Annotated in this window: 18 protein-coding genes and 1 pseudogene; 13 read left to right on the top strand and 6 right to left on the bottom strand. The window is 73.4% G+C overall.

Annotated features, from left to right (window positions below):
• Positions 1-189: 189 nt before the first annotated feature.
• From lanKC to ACWD1Z_RS13460, 4 genes are all read left to right on the top strand, one after another.
• Entirely contained in the window at positions 190-2,871 is a 2,682-nt protein-coding gene (gene lanKC / locus ACWD1Z_RS13475) for a class III lanthionine synthetase LanKC (protein ID WP_451118301.1), read from the top strand.
• Positions 2,868-2,996: a mycelium formation morphogenetic lantipeptide SapB gene (ramS, locus tag ACWD1Z_RS13470; RefSeq protein ID WP_345491208.1), complete on the top strand. Its 129-nt coding sequence runs from the start codon at positions 2,868-2,870 to the stop codon at positions 2,994-2,996. The genes lanKC and ramS overlap by 4 nt, the downstream gene beginning before the upstream one ends.
• A gap of 182 nt (positions 2,997-3,178) precedes the next feature.
• Positions 3,179-5,017, top strand: a complete 1,839-nt coding sequence (locus ACWD1Z_RS13465; RefSeq protein WP_451118299.1) for an ABC transporter ATP-binding protein — start codon at positions 3,179-3,181, stop codon at positions 5,015-5,017.
• Positions 5,014-6,972, top strand: a complete 1,959-nt coding sequence (locus ACWD1Z_RS13460; RefSeq protein ID WP_451118297.1) for an ATP-binding cassette domain-containing protein — start codon at positions 5,014-5,016, stop codon at positions 6,970-6,972. Before ACWD1Z_RS13465 ends, ACWD1Z_RS13460 begins: the two co-directional genes overlap by 4 nt.
• 40 nt (positions 6,973-7,012) lie before the next feature.
• On the opposite strand, the pseudogene ACWD1Z_RS13455 reads toward ACWD1Z_RS13460, so the two are convergent.
• Positions 7,013-7,159 (bottom strand): annotated as a pseudogene (locus ACWD1Z_RS13455) (DNA-binding response regulator); the annotation flags it as partial.
• A gap of 413 nt (positions 7,160-7,572) precedes the next feature.
• Here ACWD1Z_RS13455 and ACWD1Z_RS13450 point away from each other — a divergent pair.
• The 6 genes from ACWD1Z_RS13450 to ACWD1Z_RS13425 are packed head-to-tail and all read left to right on the top strand — an operon-like array spanning position 7,573 to position 14,245.
• Positions 7,573-10,026: a SpoIIE family protein phosphatase gene (locus tag ACWD1Z_RS13450; protein WP_451118295.1), complete on the top strand. Its 2,454-nt coding sequence runs from the start codon at positions 7,573-7,575 to the stop codon at positions 10,024-10,026.
• Positions 10,027-10,073: 47 nt separating this feature from the next.
• Complete coding sequence (locus ACWD1Z_RS13445) at positions 10,074-10,493, top strand: CBS domain-containing protein (protein WP_383306536.1); 420 nt, start codon at positions 10,074-10,076, stop codon at positions 10,491-10,493.
• A 38-nt stretch (positions 10,494-10,531) separates the two neighbouring features.
• The gene (locus ACWD1Z_RS13440) at positions 10,532-11,599 is read left to right on the top strand and encodes a glucose-1-phosphate thymidylyltransferase (RefSeq protein ID WP_451118293.1); all 1,068 of its coding nucleotides are present in this window, start codon (positions 10,532-10,534) and stop codon (positions 11,597-11,599) included.
• Positions 11,596-12,576 carry a dTDP-glucose 4,6-dehydratase gene (gene rfbB, locus ACWD1Z_RS13435; protein ID WP_451118291.1) on the top strand — a complete coding sequence of 327 codons (981 nt, stop codon included), beginning with the start codon at positions 11,596-11,598 and terminating at the stop codon, positions 12,574-12,576. The genes ACWD1Z_RS13440 and rfbB overlap by 4 nt, the downstream gene beginning before the upstream one ends.
• Complete coding sequence (gene rfbD / locus ACWD1Z_RS13430) at positions 12,573-13,448, top strand: dTDP-4-dehydrorhamnose reductase (protein WP_451118289.1); 876 nt, start codon at positions 12,573-12,575, stop codon at positions 13,446-13,448. Before rfbB ends, rfbD begins: the two co-directional genes overlap by 4 nt.
• Entirely contained in the window at positions 13,445-14,245 is an 801-nt protein-coding gene (locus ACWD1Z_RS13425) for a class I SAM-dependent methyltransferase (RefSeq protein WP_451118287.1), read from the top strand. The genes rfbD and ACWD1Z_RS13425 overlap by 4 nt, the downstream gene beginning before the upstream one ends.
• Here ACWD1Z_RS13425 and ACWD1Z_RS13420 read toward each other — a convergent pair whose 3' ends face one another.
• The 4 genes from ACWD1Z_RS13420 to ACWD1Z_RS13405 form a co-directional block, all read right to left on the bottom strand.
• A complete protein-coding gene (locus ACWD1Z_RS13420; protein WP_451118285.1) occupies positions 14,246-15,277 on the bottom strand; it encodes a methyltransferase in 1,032 nt (343 codons plus the stop codon).
• A gap of 40 nt (positions 15,278-15,317) precedes the next feature.
• Positions 15,318-16,541 (bottom strand): cytochrome P450, encoded by a 1,224-nt coding sequence (locus ACWD1Z_RS13415; protein WP_451118283.1) that lies wholly within the window; start codon positions 16,539-16,541, stop codon positions 15,318-15,320.
• 95 nt (positions 16,542-16,636) lie between these two features.
• Positions 16,637-17,233, bottom strand: coding sequence for a dTDP-4-dehydrorhamnose 3,5-epimerase (rfbC, locus tag ACWD1Z_RS13410; protein ID WP_451118282.1), 597 nt, complete (start codon positions 17,231-17,233; stop codon positions 16,637-16,639).
• A gap of 4 nt (positions 17,234-17,237) precedes the next feature.
• Positions 17,238-19,163 carry a glycosyltransferase gene (locus ACWD1Z_RS13405; protein ID WP_451118280.1) on the bottom strand — a complete coding sequence of 642 codons (1,926 nt, stop codon included), beginning with the start codon at positions 19,161-19,163 and terminating at the stop codon, positions 17,238-17,240.
• A 124-nt stretch (positions 19,164-19,287) separates the two neighbouring features.
• Here ACWD1Z_RS13405 and ACWD1Z_RS13400 point away from each other — a divergent pair, with 124 nt between their 5' ends.
• Positions 19,288-19,788, top strand: coding sequence for a metallophosphoesterase family protein (locus ACWD1Z_RS13400; protein ID WP_451118278.1), 501 nt, complete (start codon positions 19,288-19,290; stop codon positions 19,786-19,788).
• A gap of 23 nt (positions 19,789-19,811) precedes the next feature.
• Here the strand turns inward: ACWD1Z_RS13400 and ACWD1Z_RS13395 are convergent, their stop codons facing one another.
• The gene (locus ACWD1Z_RS13395; protein ID WP_451118276.1) at positions 19,812-20,912 is read right to left on the bottom strand and encodes an XdhC family protein; all 1,101 of its coding nucleotides are present in this window, start codon (positions 20,910-20,912) and stop codon (positions 19,812-19,814) included.
• 192 nt (positions 20,913-21,104) lie between these two features.
• Between ACWD1Z_RS13395 and ACWD1Z_RS13390 the strand changes: the two genes are divergently transcribed.
• Both ACWD1Z_RS13390 and ACWD1Z_RS13385 read left to right on the top strand, forming a co-directional pair.
• Positions 21,105-23,072 (top strand): GTP-binding protein, encoded by a 1,968-nt coding sequence (locus ACWD1Z_RS13390; protein WP_451118274.1) that lies wholly within the window; start codon positions 21,105-21,107, stop codon positions 23,070-23,072.
• Positions 23,073-23,140: 68 nt separating this feature from the next.
• Entirely contained in the window at positions 23,141-24,997 is a 1,857-nt protein-coding gene (locus tag ACWD1Z_RS13385) for a cellulase family glycosylhydrolase (protein WP_451118272.1), read from the top strand.
• Positions 24,998-25,025: the final 28 nt, after the last annotated feature.

Raw genomic sequence — 25,025 nt, 5'->3', positions numbered from 1 at the left:
CCCTCCTCCTACCGCTCGGCGCTGACCGCGTCCAGCGCGAGCCGCACACCCGACGCCGAACGACCCTCCCGGGTGCACGCGGCCTCGGTTACCCGTGCGTACTGCATGGGCGAGAGGTGACAGCGGCGACTGTCGGGGCCCTCCCGGCCCGTGACAACGTCGTTCCGTCACCGACCGAGGGAGTGCGTTGTGAACAAGGGGTACGCGGTCTTCTGCGACGCCGACCGTCACTTCTACGACGCGCCGCACCGTCTCGTCTTCGCCGACGGAGCGGGCGAGTCCCTCTACCCGGCCGCCACCCTCCCCGTGCCCGAAGGGTGGACCAGCCATCGCACGGGTGACTGGCTCGCCCTGCGTCCGGTGGGCTGCACGCTCCCGTCGCAGGGCTGGAAGATCCACGTCGCGGCCTGTCTCGACAACGCGGAGCGGGTCCTCGCAACGGTCCGGGAGTACTGTCTGCGGCACGAGGTGGCGTTCAAGTTCGTCCCGAGCCGGTACCTGCTGCACCAGCGGAACGCCAAGTACGCCGACCGGGCGGCCAGTGGCAAGTTCATCACGGTCTACCCGGCCGACGACGAGCAGTGCGAGCGCCTGGCGACCGACCTCGCGCGGCTGCTCGACGGCGAGCCGGGCCCGTACATCCTCAGCGACCTTCGCTGGGGGAAGGGCCCCGTGCACCTGCGGTACGGCAGCTTCACCCGCCGCCACTGCTACGACGAGCACGGTGAGCTGCGGCCGGCCATGGAGGACGGCTCCGGCACCCTCGTACCCGACCGGCGCGGGCCCGTCTTCCGCGTGCCCGACTGGGTCACTCCTCCGCCGTTCCTGCGACCGCACCTCGATGCGAGAGCCGCGGTGACGGTGGGGGAGATGCCGTACGAGATCGACAAGGCCCTGCACTTCTCCAACGGCGGGGGCGTGTACGAGGCGCGGCACCGCGAGACCGGACGGCGGGTCGTCCTCAAGGAGGCGCGCCCGTACGCCGGCCTGGCCGCAGACGGGGCGGACGCCGTGACCCGGCTGCACCGCGAACGTACCGCGCTGGAACAGCTGTCCGGGCTCGCCTGCACTCCGGAGGTCCTCGACAGCTTCACCGTCGGCGACCATCACTTCCTGGTCCTCGAGTTCGTGGAGGGCAGCTCGCTCAACACGTTCTTCGCCCGCAGGCATCCGCTGATGGAGTCCGACCCCCCGGCGGAGCGGCTCGCCGAGTACACGGACTGGGCCCTGCGGATCCACGGTCTGGTCGAGCAGGCCGTCGCCGCGGTGCACGCCCGGGGGATCGTCTTCAACGACCTGCATCTGTTCAACATCATGGTCTCCGAGGACGAGAGCTCCGTGGTGCTCCTGGACTTCGAGGCGGCCCAGCCGGCGGCGGAGGGCGGGCGGCAGACCGTCGCCAACCCGGCGTTCGTCGCACCCGCCGACCGGCGCGGCTTCGACGTGGACCGGTACGCCCTCGCCTGCCTGCGGATCGCGCTGTTCGTCCCGCTCACCAGTCTGCTCGCCGTGGACCGCGGCAAGGCCGCCCACCTGGCCGAGGTCGCGGCCGCGCAGTTCCCCGTGCCCCCGGGCTTCCTGGACGAGGCGGTGCGGGAGATCCTGCGGGAGCCCGGCGTCGCCTCCTCCCGCGTCCCCGCACGTCGCGCGACCGCGCCCGGCAGCGGTGTCCCGTTCCTGCCCGTGGAGCCGGGACAGTGGCCGGACAGCCGCGACTCGATGGTCCGCGCGATCCTCGCGTCCGCCACGCCCGACCGGGAGGACCGCTTCTTCCCCGGCGACATCGCCCAGTTCGCCACGGCCGGGGGCGGCATGTCCGTCGGCCACGGCACCGCCGGGGTCCTCCATGCCCTGCACGAGAGCGGGGCGGCGCGGATCCCCGCGGCGGAGGAAAGGCTCCTTCGGTTCGCCAAGCAGCCCGAGTCCGGCACACCGCTCGGCTTCTACGACGGGCTCACGGGCATCGCGTGGACCCTCCAGCGACTCGGGCACACGGCGTCCGCCCTCGAACTGGCCGAGCTCGTCCTCGCAGAGGACCACGACGCGCTCGCGTCGGACCTTTTCGGCGGTACGGCCGGAATGGGCCTCGCCCTGGACGCCCTCGCCGGCGCCACCGGCGAGTCCGGCCTGCACGCGGCGGCGCTGAGGTGCGCCGAACTGGCGGCCCGGCCGCCCAGTGCGCCGACGCGGTCCGCCCTGCCCGCGTCGCAGGGCCGGGTGCGTACCGGGCTGCTGCACGGTGCGGCGGGCCGAGCCCTGCTGTTCGTACGGCTCTACGAACGCACCCGGGACACCGCGCTCCTCGACCTCGCCGCCGAAGCGCTCCACGACGACCTCACCCGCTGCGTGCGCGGAGCCTCCGGCACCTTGCAGGTCGACGAGGGCTGGCGCACGATGCCGTACCTCGGCGCCGGCAGCGTGGGCATCGGCATGGTGATCGACGACTACCTCCTCCACCGCCACGACGAGGATCTCGACCGGGCCCGGCGCGACATCGTGCAGGCGGCGCAGGCCACCTTCTACGCCCAGCCGGGCCTCTTCCGCGGCGTCGCGGGCATGGTCCTGCACCTCGCCCGCACCCACGCCGACGGGCCCGGCACGGCGCCCGAGGACGTACGCCGTCAGGTCGGCTGCCTGACCTGGCACGCCATGTCCTACGACGGCCACCTCGCCTTCCCCGGCGAACAGATGATGCGGCTCTCGATGGACCTCGCCACCGGCACGGCGGGCGTCCTGCTGGCCCTCTCGGCAGCCCTGGGCGACCGCCCGGCGCAGCTGCCCTTCCTCCCGCCGCTCCGGCGGGCCCACGAACCGGCCCCACTTCGGGGTCGCACCGCACCACCGTCCCCTAACGAAAGGAAACGATCATGAACCTGTTCGACCTGCAGTCGCTGGAGACCCCCAAGGACGAGGCCATCGGCGACGTCGAGTCCGGCAGCCGCGCGAGCCTGCTCCTCTGCGGCGACAGCAGCCTCAGCGTGACGACCTGCAACTGACCTGATCCGACTCCGCGAACGGCCCGTCGAGGCGCCGGCGCGTAGTCACGGTGCCCCGGGAGCCCAGCTCCCGGGGCACCGGTCATCGCGCCACCGGCCGCCGTGGCGGGCGGCGCGGGAGCCCGGGCCGGGCCGCCCGCGACGATCGTGCCTGGCGCACTCGTCAGGAGAAAGGGCATCGGATGGCCTCCCCGACCGGGTCCGACCGGCTGCTGCGCGGCGCCGCACGGCACACCGCCGGCAGCACAGCGGCGCTTCTCGTCTGCTCGGTCGCCGGTGCGGCCTGCGCGCTCGCCGTCCCGGCGGTGGTCGGCCGCACGCTGGACCTGCTGCTGCATCACCATCCCGCCGGGGGTCGGTGGTTGGCCTGGGCCGCCGTACTGCTCGCTGTGGAAGTCCTGCTGGAGACCGCTTCGGTCCTGCTGACACAGCTCACCACCGCCCGCGCCACCGCCTGGGTCCGCCTCCGCGCGCTGACCGGTCTGCTGGGCACGGCCCCCCACCGGGCCGCACCGTACTCGGGCGGCGACGTCGCCGCCCGGCTGTGCGTCAACGCCTCGGACAGCGGCGCCGCCCCGGCCGCCCTCGCGACCTCGGTGTCCTCCGTCCTCGTCCCGGCCGGCGCCCTCGTCGCCCTGGCCCTGATCGACCCCTGGACCGCCGCCGTCTTCGTGGCCGGCCTGCCGCTGCTCCTGATGCTGCTGCGGACGTTCGCGCACCAGTCGTCCGACTCGGTCGGCCGGTACCAGCAGGCTCAGGGAGCCATCGCCGCCCGGCTCACCGAGGCGCTGAGCGGCGCGCGTACCATCGCCGCCGCCCACACGGCGCGCCGCGAGGAGGAACGCATCCTCGCCCCGCTGGAGGACATGACGCGGTACGGCACGCGCATGTGGCTCGTCCACGGCCGCGCGGTGGCACGCAGCGGCGTCCTTCTTCCGCTGCTCACCACGGCCGTCGTGGCGGTGGCCGGGGCCAGGCTGGCCGCCGGACAGCTCAGCGTCGGCGACCTGCTCGCCGCCTCGCGGTACGCCGCCCTCGCCGCGGGAATCGGAGGCATCGCGGCACCGCTCGGCACGCTGGTCCGCGCCCGCAACGCGGGCCGCCGTACGGCCGCACTCGCCGATCTGCCACCCATGGCCCACGGCCTCGCCGCCCTGCCGGCCGACGGGCCCGGCCGGCTGGAACTGAGAGGGGTGGGGGTGGTGCGCGACGGCGTCCCACTGCTCACGGACGTGACGCTCGCGATCGACGGCGGCTCGACGGTCGCCGTCGTGGGCCGCTCCGGCGCCGGGAAGTCCACCTTGGCCGCCGTCGCGGGCCGGCTGACGGACCCCGACGAGGGGCGCGTTCTCCTCGACGGGACGGACCTGGCCGAGCTGGCCCGCGCGCAGCTGCGCGGGGCGACGGCCTACGCCTTCGCGCGTCCCGCCTTCGACAGCGGCGCCACGCCCACGGTCCGCCGCGCGATCGCCGCAGGGCGCGGGCCCACCGCGCGCACCGCCGAGGACGGGGCGGAGGAGGTCCGTCACGCCGCGGTGGCCGCGAGCGCCGACTCCTTCGTCGGCCTTCTCCCCCAGGGGTACGACACTCCCCTGGCCGACGCGCCACTCTCCGGCGGCGAGAGTCAACGCCTGGGCCTGGCGCGGGCGTTCATCGGCGCCGGGCGGCTGATGATCCTGGACGACGCGACGTCGAGCCTGGACACCGCGACGGAGCGGCAGGTGGAACTCGCGCTCGCCTCGTCGCTGCGGCCGTGCACCAAGCTCGTCGTGGCCCACCGGGTCTCCACGGCGGCCCGCGCGGACCAGGTGGTCTGGCTGGAGGCGGGACGAGTACGCAGATGCGCACCGCACCGCCTGCTCTGGGAGGACCCGGACTACCGCGCGGTGTTCCTGGCCGAGTCCTCTCCGGTGCCCCCGGGGAGGGCCGGGAGTGAGGCGGTGGCTCCGGGAGCGGCGGTCGCGCAGGACACCCCTCGTGCCGGGCGGCCCGCCCACGACGACACCGGGAGCGGCACATGACGTCTGCGGCGGAGGCGGGCCGGACGACGACGGGCCCGAAGCCCCACCCGGGCACGGAAGGAAGCGGACCGGCTCCCCGCCCGAAGCCCCAGCCGGCCACGGGAGGCCCCGGGCCGGCGCCGGGCGGACCCGGGACGGGGGCCGGCGAGCCGGGGCCGGGCCCGGTGGCGGCCGAGACGACCTCAGCCGACCCGGGCCCGGTCACCGGCCGGACGTCCCGGCGGGTCATGGCCTCGGGGCGTACGTTCCTCGGGCGCCGTAAGCGCGTCCTGGCCAGACTGGCGGCATGGTCCGCGGCCGAGTCGGCGCAGACCTTCCTCGGCGGCTACTGCGTGGCCCGGTCGCTGGACGACGGATTCCTGCGGGGCAGCACCGCCACCGGTCTGCTGTGGCTCACGGCGGCGGCCGTGGTCATCCTGCTCGGCGCGCCGGTCGTCCGCGGAGTCTTCGCCCAACTCCCGCATCTCACCGAACCGTTGCGGGACCACCTGGTCCGTCGCTCGGTCGTGCGCGCGCTGCGCGTGACCACCGCCGGGGGCGGGACCGTGGACACCACCGCGGTCTCCCGGCTGACGAGCCAGACGGAGATCGCCCGGGACAGCTTCGCCGGGCTGGTGCTCGCGGCCCGCTCCTTCGTCTTCGTCGCCGCCGGAGCCCTGGTCGGCCTGGTGTCCCTCGCGCCGCAGTTCCTCCTCGTGGTCCTCCCGCCGCTCGTGCTGGGCGTCGCCCTGTTCACCGCCTCGCTGCGTCCCATGGCACGGGCCCAGCACCGCTACCTCGACGCGGACGAGGCCGTGGGACGGCGCGCGGAGATCACCCGTACCGCCCTGCGCGACATCGTCGCGTGCGGCGCCCAGGAGCCGACGGCCGCACGGAACCGCCGTGCGGTCGAGGAGGCCGCCGCCGCCCAGCGCGCCCTGGCCCGCTGGGCGGCGGTCCGTACGCTCTCCGTGGCGACGGCGGGGCAGTTGCCCGTGTTCCTGCTCCTGGCCGCGACACCGTGGCTCCTGCGCCAAGGCGTGACGGCCGGGGCGCTCGTGGGCGCGCTCACCTACGTCCTCCAGGCGCTGCTGCCGGCCCTGCACACGCTGATGACCGTCCTGGGTGCCGCGGGGGCGCGTCTCTTCGTCATCCTCGACCGGCTCACCGGGCCGCTCCCCGTCCCGTCGGCCACCCTCTCGGCACCTCCCCCCGCCGCGCCCGGCGAACACGGACACACCCCTGCGGCTCCGGCGACGGCGGCGCTGCGGCTGCGCGGCGTCCGAGCCGCGTACGGCCCGGGCGCCCGTGCCGTCCTCGACGCGCTGGACCTGACCGTCGAGAACGGGGAACACATCGCGGTGGTCGGTCCGAGCGGCATCGGCAAGTCGACTCTCCTGCAGGTCGCGGCGGGCGTGCTGGCGCCGGACCGGGGCGAGGTGCTCCTCTCCGGCCGGCCCGTCGGCTGCCTCCCGCCGTCCGAACTCGCCGCCCTGCGCATACTGATCCCCCAGGAGGCGTACGTCTTCACGGGCAGCCTGCGGGACAACCTCCGCTACCTGCGACCCGACGCCCGCCCGTCCGATGTCGACGACGCCGTACGGGCCCTCGCGCTCGAACGGCTGGTCGAGCGCGTCGGCGGGCTCGACGGACAGGTCCGGCCGGACGCCCTGTCACTCGGCGAACGGCAGCTCATCGCCCTCGCGCGCGCCCACCTCTGCGCCGCCCCGCTGCTGCTGCTCGACGAGGCGACCTGCCACCTGGATCCGGTCGCGGAGGCACGGGCCGAACACGCCCTGCAAACCCGGCCCGGGACCTTGGTCGTCGTCGCCCACCGGTTGTCATCGGCGTTGCGCGCGGACCGGATCCTCGTCCTGGACGGCACTCGCGCCCAGTACGGTACCCACGAGGACCTGCTCGTACGGTCGGCTCTCTACCGCGATCTGGTAGGGCACTGGAACGACGTCCAGCGCTGAGGCGGGGATCCGCCCGCGGAGACGTCACACACGGCGTCGTGGCGATCTCACCGACCGGGGCGCCCTCGGCGGCCAGCGAGAGCACGCTCAGCTCGCGCCGGGTGAGGGGCATCTCCGCGGCCTGGAGGAACCCGAGGGCGAGCGTGTCGTCGATGAAGCGCTCGCCGTCGGCGACGCGGTGCACTCCGCCCCGGAGGGCGTCGGCGACGTACACGTCCGGCGCAGGTTCGACGGCCTCCGAACCCGGTGGCCAGTGGGAGACCGCGAAGACGACCAGGACCTCGTCGTCCGACCGCAGCAGATCCACCAAAGCGACGCAGAAGCTGCGCCTCGTACACGACCGTCACTCTGAATCATTCCCAGCCCTTCGGTCTGCGTCACGCCCCCGGGGGCGTAGCGCGATCGGCCCCTCCCTCGGGCCACCCGGGTGCGGGGCCGGCAGTCGCGACCCGGAAATGTCCGGATCCCATCTCACCCACGTGGGCGTCTGCGGGTCGGGGTGCCGGGGCGTCGAGAAGGGGCCCCGCCGACGTCCGAGCCCTGGGACCGTACGGCGTTGAGCGGTCACAGGGGCTGCGCCGGTGTCTCATTAGCGCTGTAATGGCCAACGTGGGCGGTGAGGACGGGACGGGACGCAGATCGCGAAGGCAGCGTGCCGACGATGCCCTCATCACGGTCGGCGACGCCCCCGACGCCCCCGACCGGCTGCGCCGCATCCTGGAGCAGGCGCTCGTCTTCGCCCACGCGTCCCTCGCGGCCGTGTACACGCTGACCGAGGACGGCGAGCTGCTGTGCCTGGTGGAGTGGGCCGGCGCTCCGCGCACCCAGTACGGCCTGCGCGACAGCTACGCCGCCACCGGGGGCTCCGTGGTCGCCGACGCACACCACACCGGGCGGCCCGCCTTCCTCGGGCCGAAGGAACTCGCCGAGCGGGCCCAGTCCCGGCGGGCGACGGCGGGCGACTTCCAGCTGGCGGTGCTGCCCGCGCGGGGCCAGGACGGCGGTGGCTGTCTGGTCGCTGTGAGCGAGCACGCGGACGGGTTCGACGCCGAGGACCGCCGCTGTCTGGATCTGATCGCCCGCGCCCTCGCCTACCCCGTGCCGGTCCCGCGCGCCGAGGGCGGCGAGCTGCCCTCCAACGCCTTCAGCCTCGCCATGGACACCGGCCGCGTGGAGGTCGGCGACGACATCCTGGACCTGTTCGCGATCCCCCCGGACGCGTTCGACGGCAAGGTGGAGACCCTGCTGGGCCTGACCGTGCCGGAGGACCTGCCCTCGCTGATGTCCGTGGTGGAGGCCGACCACATGTCCATCGGCGACCGGGAGCTGGAGTTCCGGGTGCTGCAGCCGGCCGGCCCGCCGAAGTGGCTCAGGCTGCACGGGCGGCTGGTGCCCGGCGGCGAGGGCCGGCCCGCCCGGCTGGAGGGCACCGTCGCCGACGCCTCCAAGCTGCGCTCCGACGTCACCGACGTGGCCCGCGTCCAGCGCCTGGCCGCCGCCCTGGCCACCGCCGGCACCGTCCGCGACGTCAGCCATGCCGTGGTCGCCGCCCTGCGCGCCCCCCTGCGCGCCGACCGGATCGCACTGGCGGAGCTGGAGAACGACCGGCTCGTCGTCACCGTCCTCGACCCGCCCGCACCCGAGTCCTGGCCCGAGCTGTGGCGGCTGGAGTGGCGCACCGAGTGGCCCGACGCGCCGCTGCGCGCGATGCCCACCCTCGCCACCGCCCTGCGCGAGGGCCGCGCCCAGATCTGGCCCGCCGGCGCCACGCTGGAACCCGCCCTCGCCGAGGTCGGCCCCGGCGGTCTGGCGGTCCTGCCGCTGCCCGCCGGGGGCCGGATGGCGGGCGCCTGTCTGATCGGCTGGGACGCCCCGCACCACTTCGGCCCCGACGAACGCGCCCTGCTCACCGCCTCCGCCGGGCTCGCCGGGCAGGCCCTGATGCGCGCCCACGCCTTCGACGCCGAGCACGAGCTCGTCGGCATGCTCCAGCGCCAGCTGCTGCCGCGCAGACTGCCCCGGCTGCCCGGCGCGGAGGCCGTCGCCCGCTATCTGCCGAGCACCGCGGGGCTCGAACTGGGCGGCGACTGGTACGACGTGATCCCACTGCCCGACAACCACGTCGCCCTCGTCATCGGCGACGTGCAGGGCCACAGCGCGGCCGCCGCCACCCTGATGGGCCAGATGCGCACCGCCCTGCGCGCCTACGCCGCCGAGGGCCACCCGCCCGACGTGGTGGTCTCGCACGCCAACCGGCTGCTGATGGAGCTGGAGACCGACCTCTTCGCCACCTGCGCCTATGTCGACGTCGACCTGGAGGAGGGCACCGCCTGGGCGGTGCGCGCCGGACACCTGCCGCCGGTGCTGCGGCATCCGGACGGCAGCACGGACATCGCCGAGGCCGAGGGCGGCCCGCCGCTCGGTGTGATGACGCAGGCCGAGTTCCCGATGAGCCCGCTCAGGCTCCAGCCCGGCACCCTGATCGCGCTGACCACCGACGGACTGGTGGAGTCCGTCGAGGCCGACATCGACGCGGGCATGGACCGCTTCGCCCGCGAACTGGCCGCCGCCGACCCCGCCCACCTCGGCCTGGTCGCCGACGCCCTGCTCGGCAACGCCCGCCGCAGCGACGACGTCGCCCTGCTGCTGATGCGCTACGACGGGATGGCGCTGCGCCCGCTGCGGGAGAGCTGGACCGTGTGGCGGGTGCCCGAGGCGGTCGGCCACGCCCGCCGCTTCACCCGGCGCGCCCTGCGCTCCTGGGGCCTGACCGGTGACCGGGACGCCGTCCTCCTGGTGGTCTCCGAACTCGTCACCAACGCCCTGGTGCACACCGAGGGACAGGTCCGCCTCGACCTCACCCTGATCAACGGCCGGCTGCGGGTCGCCGTCGCCGACACCTCCCCGCGCAGCCCGGTCAAACCCACCAGCATCGGCTGGGAGGCCACCGGAGGGCGCGGCATCCTCCTGGTCGAGGCCATGTCGGATTCCTGGGGCACGCTCCCGGTCAGCGGCGGCAAACAGGTCTGGAGCGAGATTCAGCTGAACCGCTGAGGGGCGGGTACTCGGAGGTTCACGTCCCTTCGACGAAGGAGTACGTCATGACCCAGCACGTCCGCGACATCATGACCGCCGCCCCGGCGACGGTGGAACCGCAGGCCTCCGTGGCGTCGGTGGCCCGCCTCATGCGCGACGAGGATCTCGGCGCCGTCCTGGTGGTGGACGACGACCGGCTGCGCGGCCTGGTGACCGACCGCGACCTGGTGGTCAGGTCCGTCTGCGAGGGCGGTGACCCCGAGCAGACCACCGTGGCCGGAGCGTGCAGCGACGACCTCGTGACCGTCGGGCCCGACGAGGACCTGGACATCGCGGTGGGGCTGATGCGCGAGCACGCCGTACGCCGTATCCCGGTCGTCGACGACGGCCGCCCCGTGGGGATCGTCTCGCTCGGGGACCTGGCCATGGAGCGCGACCCGGAGTCGGCGCTCGGTGACATCAGCGTGGCCCGGCCCAACACCTGACCGTTCGGTTACGCCGGAACGGCGCTATGGTGAACCAGATGAAGGCTCTCGTGCTGTCCGGCGGAGCCGGCACACGGCTGCGGCCGATCACCCACACATCGGCCAAACAGCTGGTCCCGGTCGCCAACAAGGCTGTGTTGTTCTACGGACTGGAATCCATCGCCGAAGCCGGCATCACCGATGTCGGGGTCATCGTCGGCGACACCGCCGCGGAGATCGAGGACGCGGTGGGCGACGGCTCGAAGTTCGGTCTCCGGGTCACCTACATCCCTCAGGAACACCCCCTGGGCCTGGCCCACGCGGTGCTGATCGCCCGGGACTACCTCGGTGACGACGACTTCGTGATGTACCTCGGCGACAACTTCATCGTCGGCGGCATCAGCGCCCTGGTGGAGGAGTTCCGCCGCCATCGCCCCGACGCGCAGATCCTGCTCACCCGCGTCCCCGACCCCCGCGCCTTCGGCGTCGCCGAACTCGACGGCGCGGGGCAGGTGGTGGGCCTGGAGGAGAAACCAGAACACCCCAAGAGCGACCTCGCGCTGGTCGGCGTCTACCTCTTCACCCCCGCGATCCATGAGGCGGTGCGCGCCATCGAGCCGTCCTGGCGCGGCGAGTTGGAGATCACCCACGCCATCCAGCACCTCATCGACGCCCGCGCCGACGTCCGGTGCACCGTCATCAAGGGCTACTGGAAGGACACCGGGAACGTCGAGGACATGCTGGAGGTCAACCGGACGGTCCTGGAAGGGCTCGACCGGCGGATCGACGGCGAGGTCGACGAGGTGTCCGAGACGGTCGGCCGGGTGATCGTCGAGGAGGGCGCCCGGATCGTGAACTCCCGCATCGTCGGGCCCGCCGTCATCGGCGCCGGGTCGCTCGTGGCCAACTCCTACGTCGGCCCGTTCACCTCCATCGCCGAGAACTGCCGGATCACCGACAGCGAGCTGGAGTTCTCCATCGTGCTGCGGGACTCCTCGATCACCGGCGTGGGCCGCATCGAGTCCTCCCTGATCGGCCGGCACGCCGAGGTGACCCCGGCGCACCACGTCCCCAGTGCCCACCGTTTCGTCCTCGGCGACCACAGCAAGGTGCAGATCCATACATGAACCTTCTCGTGACCGGTGCCGCCGGGTTCATCGGCTCGGCCTACGTCCGCATGCTGCTCGCCGCCGACGCTCCCGGCGCGCGGCGGATCACCGTGCTGGACAAGCTGACCTACGCCGGCAGCCTCGACAACCTCCCCCTGGACCATCCGCGCCTGGAGTTCGTGCAGGGCGACATCCGCGACGCCGAACTCGTCGGCAAGCTCACCTCCCAGGCCGACCAGGTGGTGCACTTCGCCGCCGAGTCCCATGTGGACCGATCGATCACCGGGGCGTCCGACTTCGTACTGACCAATGTGGTGGGCACCCAGACCCTGCTGGAGGGCGCGCTGCGCGGCGGCGTCGCGACCTTCGTGCACATCTCCACCGACGAGGTGTACGGCTCGGTCGACACCGGCTCCGCCACGGAGGAGTACCTGCTGCGGCCCAGTTCGCCGTACTCCGCCTCCAAGGCATCCTCCGACCTGCTCGCCCTGGCCTACCACCGCACCCACGGCCTGGACGTGCGGGTCACCCGCTGCTCCAACAACTACGGTCCGCGCCAGTTCCCCGAGAAGGTCATCCCGCTCTTCGTCACCAACCTCCTCGACGGCCACCCGGTCCCGCTCTACGGCGAAGGCCGCAACGTCCGCGACTGGCTGCACGTCGACGACCACTGCCGCGCTGTCGAACTCGTGCGCACCAAGGGCCGGCCCGGCGAGGTCTACAACATCGGCGGCGGCACCGAGCTGAGCAACAAGGACCTCACCGGACTGCTCCTTCAGGCGTGCGGGGCGGACTGGGACCGGGTGACGCGGGTCGAGGACCGCAAGGGGCACGATCTGCGCTACTCGGTCGACTGGAGCAAGGCCCGCACCGAACTCGGCTACCGTCCCCGGCACGACTTCCGCGCCGGGCTGGCCGCGACCGTCGACTGGTACCGGGACCACCGGGCGTGGTGGGAGCCGCTCAAGCGACGCGTGGGTGAGGAGCACGGATGAGGTGGCTGGTCACCGGAGCGAGCGGGATGCTCGGTCACGACGTCGTCGGCGAACTGCGCGGCCGCGGCGCCGACGTGACCGGCCTCGGCCACACGGCCCTGGACATCACCGAACCGCACTCCGTGGAGCGGGCGTTCACCGCGCACCGCCCGGAGACCGTCGTCAACTGCGCCGCCTACACGGCCGTGGACGACGCGGAGTCCGACGAGGCCACCGCCCTGCGCGTCAACGGCGACGGCCCCCGCCTGCTGGCCCGCGCCTGCGCCGCGCACGGCGCCCGCCTGATCCACGTCTCCACCGACTACGTCTTCTCCGGCAAGGGCCGCACCACCCCCTACCCCGAGGACCACCCGCCCGCCCCGCGCACCGCCTACGGCCGCACCAAACTCGCCGGCGAGCGGGCGGTGCTGGAGGAACTGCCGGGCGCGAGCGCGGTGGTGCGCACCGCCTGGCTCTACGGCGTCCACGGCCGGAACTTCGTCCGCACGATGATCGGCATCGAGGCGAGCCGCCCCACCGTCGACGTCGTCGACAACCAGACCGGCCAGCCCACCTGGTGCGCCGACGTCGCCGCCCGCATCGCCGACCTCGGCCCGCGCGTCGGCCCGGACGCGCACGGCGTCTTCCACGCCACCAGTTCCGGCGAGGCCACCTGGTGCGAGCTGGCCCGGGAGGTGTTCCGCCAACTCGGCGCCGATCCCGAGCGGGTGCGCCCCACCGACACCACGCCCTGGCCGCGGCCCGCCCCGCGCCCCGAGTACAGCGCCCTCGCGCACGACCGCTGGCAGAGCCTCGGCCTGCCCCCGCTGCGCGACTGGCGTACCGCCCTGCACGAGGCACTTCCCCGCATCCGCAAGGAGTCCCCTGCGTGAAACGCCACGAGTTCCTGAGGGAACTGCACAAGGTCACCGCCAACCGCAACTACCTGGAGATCGGCGTCAACGACGGCCGCAGCCTGAGGCTGTCCCGGGTGCCCAGCATCGCGATCGACCCCGCGTTCAAGGTGGTCACCGAGATCCGCTGCGACGTCCACCTGGTGAAGGCCACCAGCGACGACTTCTTCGCCCGCGCCAACCCCCTCGCCCACCTCAAGGGCGGCCGCCACCCGGTCCGGAACCTGCGCCGTGGCCGCAGCCCGGTCGGCCACTGGCGGCGCACCACCCTCGACCTGGCGTTCATCGACGGCATGCACCTGTTCGAGTACGCGCTGCGGGACTTCATCAACGTCGAGAAGTACTCCGACTGGGCCAGCGTGATCGTCTTCGACGACATGCTGCCCCGCAATCTCGACGAGGCGGCCCGCGACCGCCACACCGGCGCCTGGACGGGCGACGTCTACAAGCTCACCGAGATCCTCGCCCGCCACCGCCCCGACCTGGTCACCGTCCTGGTCGACACCCAGCCGACCGGTCAGCTCGTGGTGTTCGGCGCCGACCCGCACAACACCGTGCTGCGCGACAAGTACGACGAGATCGTCGCCGAGTACGACGTGCCCGACCCGCAGAAGGTGCCCGAGGCGATCCTGGACCGCACCCGAGCGGTACGCCCCGAGACGCTGCTGGGCGCGGCCTTCTGGCGTCCGCTGGCCCGTGCCCGGAACATCGGCGTACGGCGCTCCCGGGGCTGGGAGCCGCTGCGGCGCGCCCTGGAGGAGGTCACCGGCCGCTGATCAGCGGGGGACCGCCTCCAGTACCTGGAAGTGAGTGGGCGTCAGGGGAGCGCCCACCGAGGTCAGTTCGAGGCCCGCCGAGTCGAGCAGGGCGGCGTACTCCGCCTCGGTGCGTTCCCGGCCTCCGGCCATGACCAGCATGTTCAGGTCGCTCAGCACGACGCTGAGGTCGGCGGCGGGGCCGTTCTCGTCGGGCAGGACCGGCTCGACCAGGAGCAGCTTCGCCCGGTCGGGCATGGCCTCGCGGCAGCGCCGCAGGACGGTGCGCGCCCGCTCGTCGTCCCAGTCGTGGACGACGCTCTTGAGGACGTACGCGTCGCCGCCGCCCGGTACGGCGGTGAAGAAGTCGCCCGTGGTGATCTCGCAGCGGTCGGCGACGCCGGCGTCCGCGAGCACCTTGGCCGCCTCCCGCACCCCGGTCGGCGTGTCGAAGAGGACGCCCCGGCTGCCGGGGTCCGCGGTGAGCAGGGCCGCGAGGAGGGTGCCGTTGCCGCCGCCGACGTCCACGACCGTGGGGAAGCGGGAGAAGTCGTAGCCGGCCGCCACCACGTCGGCCGCGCCCTGTGCCGTCTCCGCCATCGCCTTGTTGAACAGGGCGGACAGCTCCGGCCGTTGGCCGATGTAGGCGAAGGCCGGCATGCCGAAGACCGCCTCGAACGCCGTCCGGCCGGTGCGCACGCTGTGGTGCAGCTCGCCCCAGGGCCGCCACACCGCCGGGGAGGTGAACAGGTCGGCGAGCGCGTGGGCCGGTGCGTCGGAGCCGGAGCGCAGGACCTGGCCGAAGGAGGTGAGCGCGAACCGGTCGGTGCGGCCGGGGCGTTCCACCAGGCCCAGCGTCTCCAGGGCCCGCAGCAGCCGGCGCAGCGCGTCCTGGTCGGTGGCGGTGGCCGCGGCCAGTTCGGCGCAGCTCTTCGGGCTCTCGGCGAGCACGTCGGGGATGTTCAGGCGGACGGCGGCGCCGAGTGCCTGGGAGGCCATGTAGCCGTGCACCAACTGCAGGGCCCGGGCCTGGTGCGATGCGCTGTCGGTCACTGCCGTGTGTCCTTTCGGGCCGGGCGCTCGCTGGCCGCCGTCACCAGGCGACGTGCAGGGCGACGGGGGCGTGGTCGACGAACTGCCGTGCCATACGGACCTCGGTGCCGGGCACCAGGCGCAGTCCCGGCAGCCGGGTGGTCAGGGCCTCCAGCGTCACCGCGAGCTGGAGCCGGGCCAGCCGGGCGCCCACGCAGGCGTGCACACCGTGGCCGAAGGTCAGATGCCGGGTCATCTGCCGGGTGATGTCGAACGTCTCGGGCCGGTCGAACTCCTCGGGGTCCCGGTTGGCCGCGCTGTAGAGCGCCACCACGTCGGCCCCCTGAGGCAGGGTCCGCCCGCCCAGCGTCACCTCACGGGTGGTCACCCGGAAGAAGGCGTGCACGGGGGTGTCGTAGCGGGCGATCTCCTCCACGGCGCCCGCGATCAACTCCGGCCGCCGGCACAGTAGTTCCCACTGCTCTGGGTGGGAGAGCAGATGCCACAGGCCGTTGCCCAGCAGGGCGGTGGTGGTCGAGTGCCCGGCGGTGATCAGCCCGATGAACGTCCACACCAGCTCGGCGAGCTGCTCGTCGTCGATCGGCCCCGGGGGCGCGAGCACACCGGCGATCTCGCTGAAGGCGTCCGCCCCCGGCCGGTCCCTGCGCTCGCGCACATACCGCGCCATGACCTGCTGGAACTCCAGGAAGAGCTCGGCCGCCTCGACCTCTTCCTCGCGGGAGGCGCCGCCGGTGATGACCGCGACGCAGGCGTAGGCGCCGTCCCGGATGATCGCCCGGTCCTCGGCGTCGATGCCGCACATGTCGCTGATGGTCTCCACGGGCAGCACGCGCGCGTACTGGCTCATCAACTCGGCCGAGCCGTTGGCCGCGAGAGCGTCGACGAGCCCCGTCGCCCGCTTGCGGATCTCCGGCTCCATGGCGGCGACGGCGTCCGTGCCGAGCCGCTTGGCGAGCGGCGCCCGCACTGCCAGGTGCCGTTCGCCGTTGACGTTGATGATGGCGGAGGAGGGCGGGAAGCCGCGCTGCAGGACGGCGAGGGCGTCCGGGTGCAGCGGGAGCGGGGAGCGCAGGGCGTTCGCCGTCGAGAACGTCTCGTGCCGCTGCAGGACGGCGCGCACGTCGTCGAACCGCGTCACCACCCAGGCCCGCAGTACCTCGGAGTAGAAGACCGGCTCCTGCTCCCGGGCCAGCGCCAGGAAGGGGTAGGGGTCCTGCAGATGTGTGCCGAGGGGGTCGTACGCCGCACCGACGGAGCTCGTCATCGGGCCCGCCTCCTCACTGAGAATGGGCCAACACGCCGCGTCGACGGTGCCGCACCCCGCTCGCGGGAGGCTCGGACTCCGGTGGTGGGCCGGTGCTAGGCGCCTCGCAGCGACCTGTAGTGGGCGGCGCAGTCCTCGTAGGACGGCAGGAGCCCGGTGCGCAGGGCCTGGGCCAGGGACGGCGACTCGGCGTCCTTGGGGGAGAGCACCGGCTCCACGTCCGCGGGCCAGGGCAGGGCCAGGCCGGGGTCGAGGGGGTGCACGCCGTGCTCGCGGTCCGGGGCGTAGCCGGTGGAGCACAGGTAGATCACGGTGGCGTCGTCGGTGAGGGCCATGAAGGCGTGTCCGAGGCCCTCGGCGAGGAACACCGCGTGCCGGGTGTCGTCGTCGAGGCGGACCGCCTCCCACTGCCCGAACGCCGGGGAACCGGTGCGCAGATCGACCACGACGTCCAGGACGGCGCCCCGCACGCAGGTCACGTACTTGGCCTGACCGGGCGGCACGTCGGAGAAGTGCACGCCGCGCACCACGCCCCGCCGGGAGACGGAGCAGTTGGCCTGCGCGAGGGTCAGGTCGTAGCCGGTGGCCTCGCGGAACTCCTCGCCGTGGTACCACTCGTGGAAGGTGCCCCGGTCGTCCGGGAACACCTTGGGCTCCAGCAGCCAGGCACCGTCGATCCCCAGTGGGCGCACTCCGTCACCTCCGTCGGGCCCTGAGCAGGGCCTTCGCCTTGCGTCCCAGGCGGCGCAGCATCCCGGGCCGGGGAGTGCGCCGCACCCGCACCCCGTGCGCCCCGGCGCGCAGCGCGAACGGCAGTGCCAGCAGCCGCTGTTCGGCCGCGTCCGGGACGGGGACCAGCGCGGTCCGCCAGGTGGTGCCGCCCATCACCAGGGCGGGCAGGGCCGCCGTCAGCAGCGCCCCGGAGCCGTCGGGCGCCGCGCGGAGCGTGCCGTTGGCGTCCAGTGCCTCGCCCCGCGCGGTCAGCCGCACGAGTACGTCCGTGTCGTGCGGCACGTACAGCGGCACCGGGGCGCTGAGCCGGTCGTCCGTGACCGTGACCGACTCCGGCGCGACCCGGCCGAGCCCGAGGCTGCGGCTCGCGCGGTCGACGTCCAGGGCGAGCGAGAGGTGCCGCGCGGTCCAGTACGGCAGCACCACCCGCCCGGCGACGACTCCGGCGGGCACCGTGGGGCGTTCGGCGCGCGGGGCCGGGGCGAGCCGGCACTCCTTGGTCCAGCCGCCCAGCCTGACCCGGACCACGGCGTCCCACAGACCGCCGGCCGGCGGGGCGCCCTCGGCGGCCCGCGCCGGGTCCACGGTGGCCGTGGCCCGCAGCATCAGCCGGAAGCGTCCCGGGTCCTCGGTCGGCACGGTCTCCCGGGTGAACTGCACCGGCTGGAAGTACTGGGCGGCGTCGGAGCGCCGGCGCAGCAGCAGGTCCGCGGTCGCGGCACCGAACCGGGAGACGGTGTCGGCGCTCACCCAGGCGATGGCCTCGGTGACGTCCTTCGGCGGGGCCTGGAGCGGACCGCCGCCGCCCGGGGCGCCGAACGTCAGCGGCGCCCCGCCGGAGTGGTACTCCGCGGCGAAGGAGACCCGCAGCGTGCCGTCCGCCCACTGCAGCCCTTCCGGGACGGCCTTGAGGACGATGCCCGCCTCCCACTCGGCGAACGCCTCCACGTCGTCGTAGCGGTCGGCGGCGATCAGCGCCGCCACGACCTGCTGCGTGGGCTGCAGTCCGGCCGCCACCCCGGCCCCGAACCGCTCGACGACGACGGAGTGGATCTCCCGGAACAGCTCCTTGCGGTAGTCGGGGGGCAGCGCCAGCAGCCGCTTGCCGCGCATCCGTTCGACCATCTCCACCCGCAGCCAGCGGCGGAAGAGGCGGTCGCGCAGCGGTCCCGGCTCGGTGTGCCGCTCGACGACGTCCAGGGCCTCGCGCAGGTTCTTGAAGTAGCCGACCGGGTCGAAGCGCTGGAAGCCCGCGTTGGCGTCGTCGTCCCGGCGGACGTGGTAGTAGCAGACGTAGTCGCTGAGCACCGAGACGTTGTCCGCCCGCAGGAAGGCCTCGGTGACGAAGACGTGGTCCTCCAGGCGCCGTCTGCCCTCGGGGAAGCGCAGGCCGATGCGGTCCAGGAAGGCGCGGCGGAACATCTTGTGCGGGGTGAGGCTGTCGATCAGCGGCGCGCTCTCCACGGTGGCCCGCGGATGGTTGCGGCGGAACAGTTCCACCGGCACGCCACGGCCTTGGCCGGCCATCTTCCCCACGACGACGTCGGCGGCGTTGGCCACGCCGTAGTCGTACATCCGCTCCAGAGCCTCGTCGCCGAGGTGGTCGTCGTTGTCCACGAACATCACGTACTCGCCGCGCGAGGCGGCGATGCCGACGTTGCGGGGCTTGCCCGCCCAGCCGGAGTTCTCCTGGTGCACGACGGTCACCCGGGGTTCCTCGGCGGCGAGTTCGTCGAGCCGGCCGGGTGTGTCGTCGGTGGAACCGTCGTCGACGAAGATCACTTCGTACTCGTCGGGGGGCAGGGACTGTCGCAGCAGCGAGGAGATGCAGTCCTCGATGTACGCCCCCGGGTTGTACACGGGAACGATGACGCTGACCTTGACCGGCATCGCGCTCCAAGTCCCCTCGGGTCGTCGCCTGCGTCTGCTGGGTGCGGCACGGTGCGCCTCCCGATGCTAACCCGCTCCCCGGCGCTTGCCACCTTCCGCCCGGCCCGAGTCGTAGCCTGGCGGGGTGCGTCTGCTGCTGATGTCCGACACCCACCTGCCCAAGCGCGCCCGCGCCCTTCCCGGTCCGCTCCTCGCCCAACTCCCGGACGCCGACGTGGTGATCCACGCCGGGGACTGGGTCGACACGGCCACCCTCGACCTGCTGGAGAGCCGCAGCCGCCGGCTGATCGCGGTGTACGGCAACAACGACGGCCCCGAACTGCGCGCCCGGCTCCCCGAGGTGGCCCGTGCCGACCTCGGCGGCCTGCGCTTCGGCGTCGTACACGAGACCGGCGCCGCCCAGGGCCGTGAGGCACGCTGCGCCGCCCGCTTCCCGGACCTGGACGTGCTGGTGTTCGGGCACAGCCACATCCCCTGGGACACCACCGCGCCGACCGGGCTGCGCCTGCTCAACCCGGGCTCCCCGACCGACCGCCGCCGTCAGCCGCACTGCACCTACCTCACCGCGACGGTCGCCGACGGCTCCCTCACGGACGTGGAGCTGCACCGCCTGCCACCGCGCTGACGGGGCGGCTCTCGGGCGGGGTGTCAGGGTGCCGTATGGATCGCCCCTTCCGTCGCGGTCAGCGGGGCGCCGGTGCCGCCCCAGCGCAGGGCGACGATCTCGGCGGCGACCGACACGGCGACCTCCTCGGGCGTACGGGCCCCCAGGTCGAGTCCCACCGGTGAGCGCAGCCGGGACAGCTCGGCCCCGGTGAGCCCGGCCGCGGCCAGCCGCCGCATCCGGTCGTCGTGGGTACGGCGGCTGCCCATCGCCCCGATGTAGGCGGCGGGTCCGCGCAGCGCCTCCTCCAGCAGGGGCACGTCGAACTTGGGGTCGTGGGTGAGGACGCAGATCACCGTGCGGCCGTCGGTGTCCGTGCCGTTCAGATAGCGGTGCGGCCAGTCCACGACGACCTCCACGCCCTCCGGGAAGCGCTTCGGGGTGGCGAAGAGGGGGCGGGCGTCGCAGACGGTGACCCGGTAGCCGAGGAAGTCGCCGATCCGGGCGACGGCGGCCGCGTAGTCGATCGCGCCGAAGACCAGCATCCGCGGCGGCGGCGCGAAGGAGTGCAGGAACACGGCGACGGCGTCCTCGCGGCGCTCTCCGTGCGGCCCGTAGTGGCGCAGTGCCGTGACACCGAGGGCGAGTTCGCCGCGCGCGTCCGCGGTGACCGCCGCGTCGAGTCCCGCCGCGCCCAGGGTGCCGAGGACCCGGTCGGGCCAGACCGCGAGGGTCGCCCCGCGCGGCGCGGGCCCGTCGGTCACCGAGGCCACGGTGACCGGCTCGCCGGCGGCGACGGACCGCGCGACCGCGCCGAAGGACGGGTCGAGGGCGGCCGTCACCGGACGGACGAGCAGGGTGATCTCGCCGCCGCAGGTCAGCCCCACCGCGAACGCGTCCTCGGTGCTGTAGCCGAAGGTCTCCAGGCGCGCCTCGCCGCTCGCCACCACCTCCTGGGCCAGCTCGAACACCGCTGCCTCGACACAGCCGCCCGACGCACTGCCCACGACCTCGTCGTCCGGGCCCACGGCCATCGCGGCCCCCGGATCGCGCGGCGCGCTGCGGCTCGTCGCGACGACCGTGGCCAGGCCGAAGGGCGATCCCGCCGCGTACCAGGCGCCCAGCACCGGAAGTACGTCACGCATGGCCGGCTCCTTTCGCCTCCCGCCCCACCGAGTACCCCGCCAGAGGTCGTTGAACGTTAATCCATTGCCGGTGCGGGGCCGTTGCTGCTGCACTGCACAGGCCCGACATCGCACCACGAGGAGCTTCCATGCGCACTGCGTTCATGTCCCCCCAGGAAGGAATCACCACCTCATCGAAGGACATGACGCTTCGTGCCGTTGCTCAACCTCGGAATCCTCGCCCATGTCGACGCCGGTAAGACCAGCCTGACCGAGCGGCTGCTGCACTCGGTCGGGGTCACCGACGAGATCGGCAGCGTCGACGCCGGGACCACCCGGACCGACACCCTCGCCCTGGAACGCCGGCGCGGGATCACCATTAAGTCCGCCGTCGTCTCCTTCCCCGTCGACGACGTGACCGTCAACCTCATCGACACCCCCGGCCACCCGGACTTCATCGCCGAGGTGGAGCGGGTGCTCGGCGTCCTCGACGGGGCCGTCCTCGTCGTCTCCGCCGTCGAGGGAGTCCAGGCGCAGACCCGGGTCCTGATGCGGACCCTGCGCAGGCTGCGCATCCCCACCCTGATCTTCGTCAACAAGATCGACCGGCGCGGGGCCCGGGAGCGGGAGCTGCTGCGAGCGCTCACCCGGCGGCTGGGCGTCGCCGTGGCGCCGATGGGACGCGCCAACGGGCTCGGCACCCGCGAGGCCGCCTTCACGCCGGGGCTCGGCCCGTCCGCGCTCGACGTGCTCGCCGACCACGACGACGACCTGCTCACCGCGTACGTCGAGGACACCGTCGGCACCGACCGCCTGCGCGCCGCCCTCCTCGACCAGACCCGGCAGTGCCTCGTCCACCCGGTGTACTTCGGCTCGGCCGTGACCGGAGCGGGCGTGGACGCGCTGATCGGCGGTATCAAGGAGCTGCTGCCCCCGGCCGAGGGGGACCCCTCGGGCCCGGTCTCGGGCACCGTCTTCAAGGTGGAGCGCGGCCCGGCGGGGGAGAAGATCGCCTACGCCCGGATGTTCTCCGGAACGCTGCGCGTCCGCGTCCCCGTCCTGTTCGGCGCCGCCCGCCAGGACGGCAAGGTCACCGCGGCGAGCGTCTTCGAGCACGGCAGCGACGTCCGCCGCGACGAGGTCCCGGCGGGCCGGATCGCCAAGCTGTGGGGCCTCGCCGACATCAGGATCGGCGACGCGCTCGGGCGGCCCCGCACGGCGGAGAGCCACTTCTTCGCCCCGCCCACCCTGGAGACGGTCGTCGTGCCCGCCCCGGGCACCGACCCCAGGGCCCTGCATGTCGCGCTCACCCAGCTCGCCGAACAGGACCCGCTGATCGGCCTGCGCCACGACGAGGTGCGCCGGGAGACCTCGGTCTCGCTCTACGGCGAGGTGCAGAAGGAGGTCGTCCAGGCCACGCTCGCCGACGACTACGGCCTGGAGGTCACCTTCCGGGAGACGACCCCGCTGTGCATCGAGCGGCCGGTCGGATCGGGGGCGGCCGTCGAGTTCAACCAGAAGGACGCCAACCCCTTCCTGGCCACGGTCGGCCTGCGCGTCGACCCCGCCCCGGCCGGAACCGGCGTCACGTTCGCCCTGGAGGTGGAGCTCGGCTCCATGCCGTACGCCTTCTTCAAGGCCGTCGAGGACACCGTCCGCGAGACCCTCGGCCAGGGCCTGCACGGCTGGCGGATCCCCGACTGCGCGGTCACCATGACGCACTGCGGCTACTCGCCCCGGCAGAGCCACGCCCACCAGGGCTTCGACAAGAGCATGTCCAGCACCGGCTACGACTTCCGCGGTCTGACCCCGCTGGTCCTGATCGAGGCGCTGCGCCGGGCGGGCACCCGGGTGTACGAGCCGATGCACCGCTTCCGCGTCGAGGCCCCGGCGGACACCCTCGGGGCTCTGCTGCCGGTGCTGGCCGCGCTCGGCGCGGTGCCGGGGTCCACCGAGACCCGCGGGGCGGCCTGTCTCCTCGACGGGGCGGTGCCCGCGGCGCGGGTGCATGAGCTGGAGCAGCGGCTGCCGGGGCTCACCCGGGGCGAGGGCGAGCTGGAGAGCGCCTTCGACCACTACGCGCCGGTCACCCGCGGCACGGTCCCCGAGCGGGCGCGCACCGACCACAACCCGCTGAACCGGAAGGAGTACCTGCTGAACGTGACGCGCCGAGTGAGCTGACCGATAGTCAACTTACTTACGAGTCAGAAGTGTTGACGGCGCCCCGGAATCACCGGACCGTAGTGAACATGCCGACTACACGTGCGCGTGTGCTCGTTGTGCTGGTCCTCCTCCTCGGATGCCTGACGGTGACCGGCCCCCGGCCGGCCACCGCCGCCCCCGCCCTCCCCGACTCCCTGTGGTTCGACGAGACGGCCCTGACCGTGCGCAACGGCCGCTTCACCGACGGCCACGGCCGCGAGGTCGTGCTGCGCGGCTACAACGTCTCCGGCGAGACCAAGCTCGCCGAGAACAACGGCCTGCCCTTCGCCTCCGTCGCCGACGCGCGCAAGTCCGCCACCGCGCTGCGCGCTCTCGGCGGCGGCAACACCGTCCGCTTCCTGCTCTCCTGGGCCTACGCCGAACCGGTGCGCGGGCAGGTGGACCCCGCCTACCTGTCCGCCGCCACGGCCCAGATCCGTGCCTTCCTCGACGCCGGCATCCGCGTCTACCCCGACTTCCACCAGGACCTCTACTCCCGCCACCTGTTCGACGCGGACAGCTGGTACACCGGCGACGGCGCCCCCAAGTGGGCGGTCGACGCGGGTAGTTACCCGGACGAGTTCTGCGGCATCTGCCTGTTCTGGGGCCAGAACATCACCCAGAACGAGGCCGTCAAGCGGGCGACCTACGACTTCTGGCACAACGCCTACGGCCTCCAGGACGCCTTCCTCACCAGCGCGCAGACGACCATGGCGTACATCCGGCAGAACGTCAGCGCCGCGCAGTTCACCGGCATCGTCGGCTTCGACCCCTACAACGAACCGCACGCGGGCGTCTTCGACTCCGGGCAGACCAGCCGCACGTGGGAACGGGACGTGCTGTGGCCGTTCTACGAGCGGTTCCGGGCGCGCATGGACGCGGCCGGCTGGCAGGACAAGCCCGCCTTCGTGGAACCGAACCTCTTCTGGAACGCCAACCTCGACTTCCAGAAGCAGGAGGGCGGCCTGCTGGACGCCGGGCGGCTCGGACCGCGCTACGTCTTCAACACCCACTTCTACGACCAGAAGGCCATCTCCGGGGTGTTCATGTGGGGCAAGGCCCAGGACGGGCAGTACACGGGCGACTTCGGCACCGTCCGCGACCGGGCCGCGGCGGCCGGGACGCCCGCGATCGTCAGCGAGTTCGGGCATCCGCTCGCCGGGTCGGTCTCCGACAAGGCGCCGACCGTCCTCAAGGCGATGTACCAGGCCCTCGACTCCCGGGTGAAGGGCGCGAGTTGGTGGTCCGACCCGACCGGCTCCGGTCCCGTCCTGTCCGGCAGCCAGTGGCAGTGGGACATCTACCACGGCCGGCACCACGAGCTGATGAACGGCAACCCCGACAAGGTGCTCACCGCCGGCGACGCCTGGAACGACGAGGACCTGTCCGCCGTACGCCTCGACGACGCCGGCACCCCCGTCCTGCGCCAGGACGCCCGCCTCCTGGACCGCGTCTACCCGAGCGCCACCTCGGGCACCACCGTCGCCTTCACCTACGAGGACCGCTCCCGCGACGGCTCCACGACCCTGACCTGGAACCCCGTGCCCAGCTCGCTGCCCCAGGTGGCGCGGCTGGTCGGGACGGGCCAGTACGGTCTGCTGATGTGGCGCTCGGACAGCGGCTCGGCGCCCACCGAACTCCACCTGCCCGCGTCCTTCCCGACCGCCTCCACCACGGTCGTCTCCGACCTGGGCACGGCGTACGCGCCGCCGTCGTACACCCCCTCGGCCCCCGTCGCCACGGCCCCCGAACCCGGCGGCACCGGCAGCCGACGCCTGCTCCTCACGGACCGGGACTCCGGCGTCCTGCACTACGCCCTGGTGACCAACGGCGCCTCGGCGCCCTCCCCGGAACTGCTGACCGCGGCCCGCGCCGAGCTGTCGGCGTGGGCCGCCGGGCGGTGACCGGGCGCGTTCGCCAACTGCCGGCCAT

Source organism: Streptomyces sp. NPDC002784, assembly GCF_053592135.1.
Note: the sequence above shows the minus strand (reverse complement) of the source record. Positions and strands in the feature narration are given on the sequence as shown.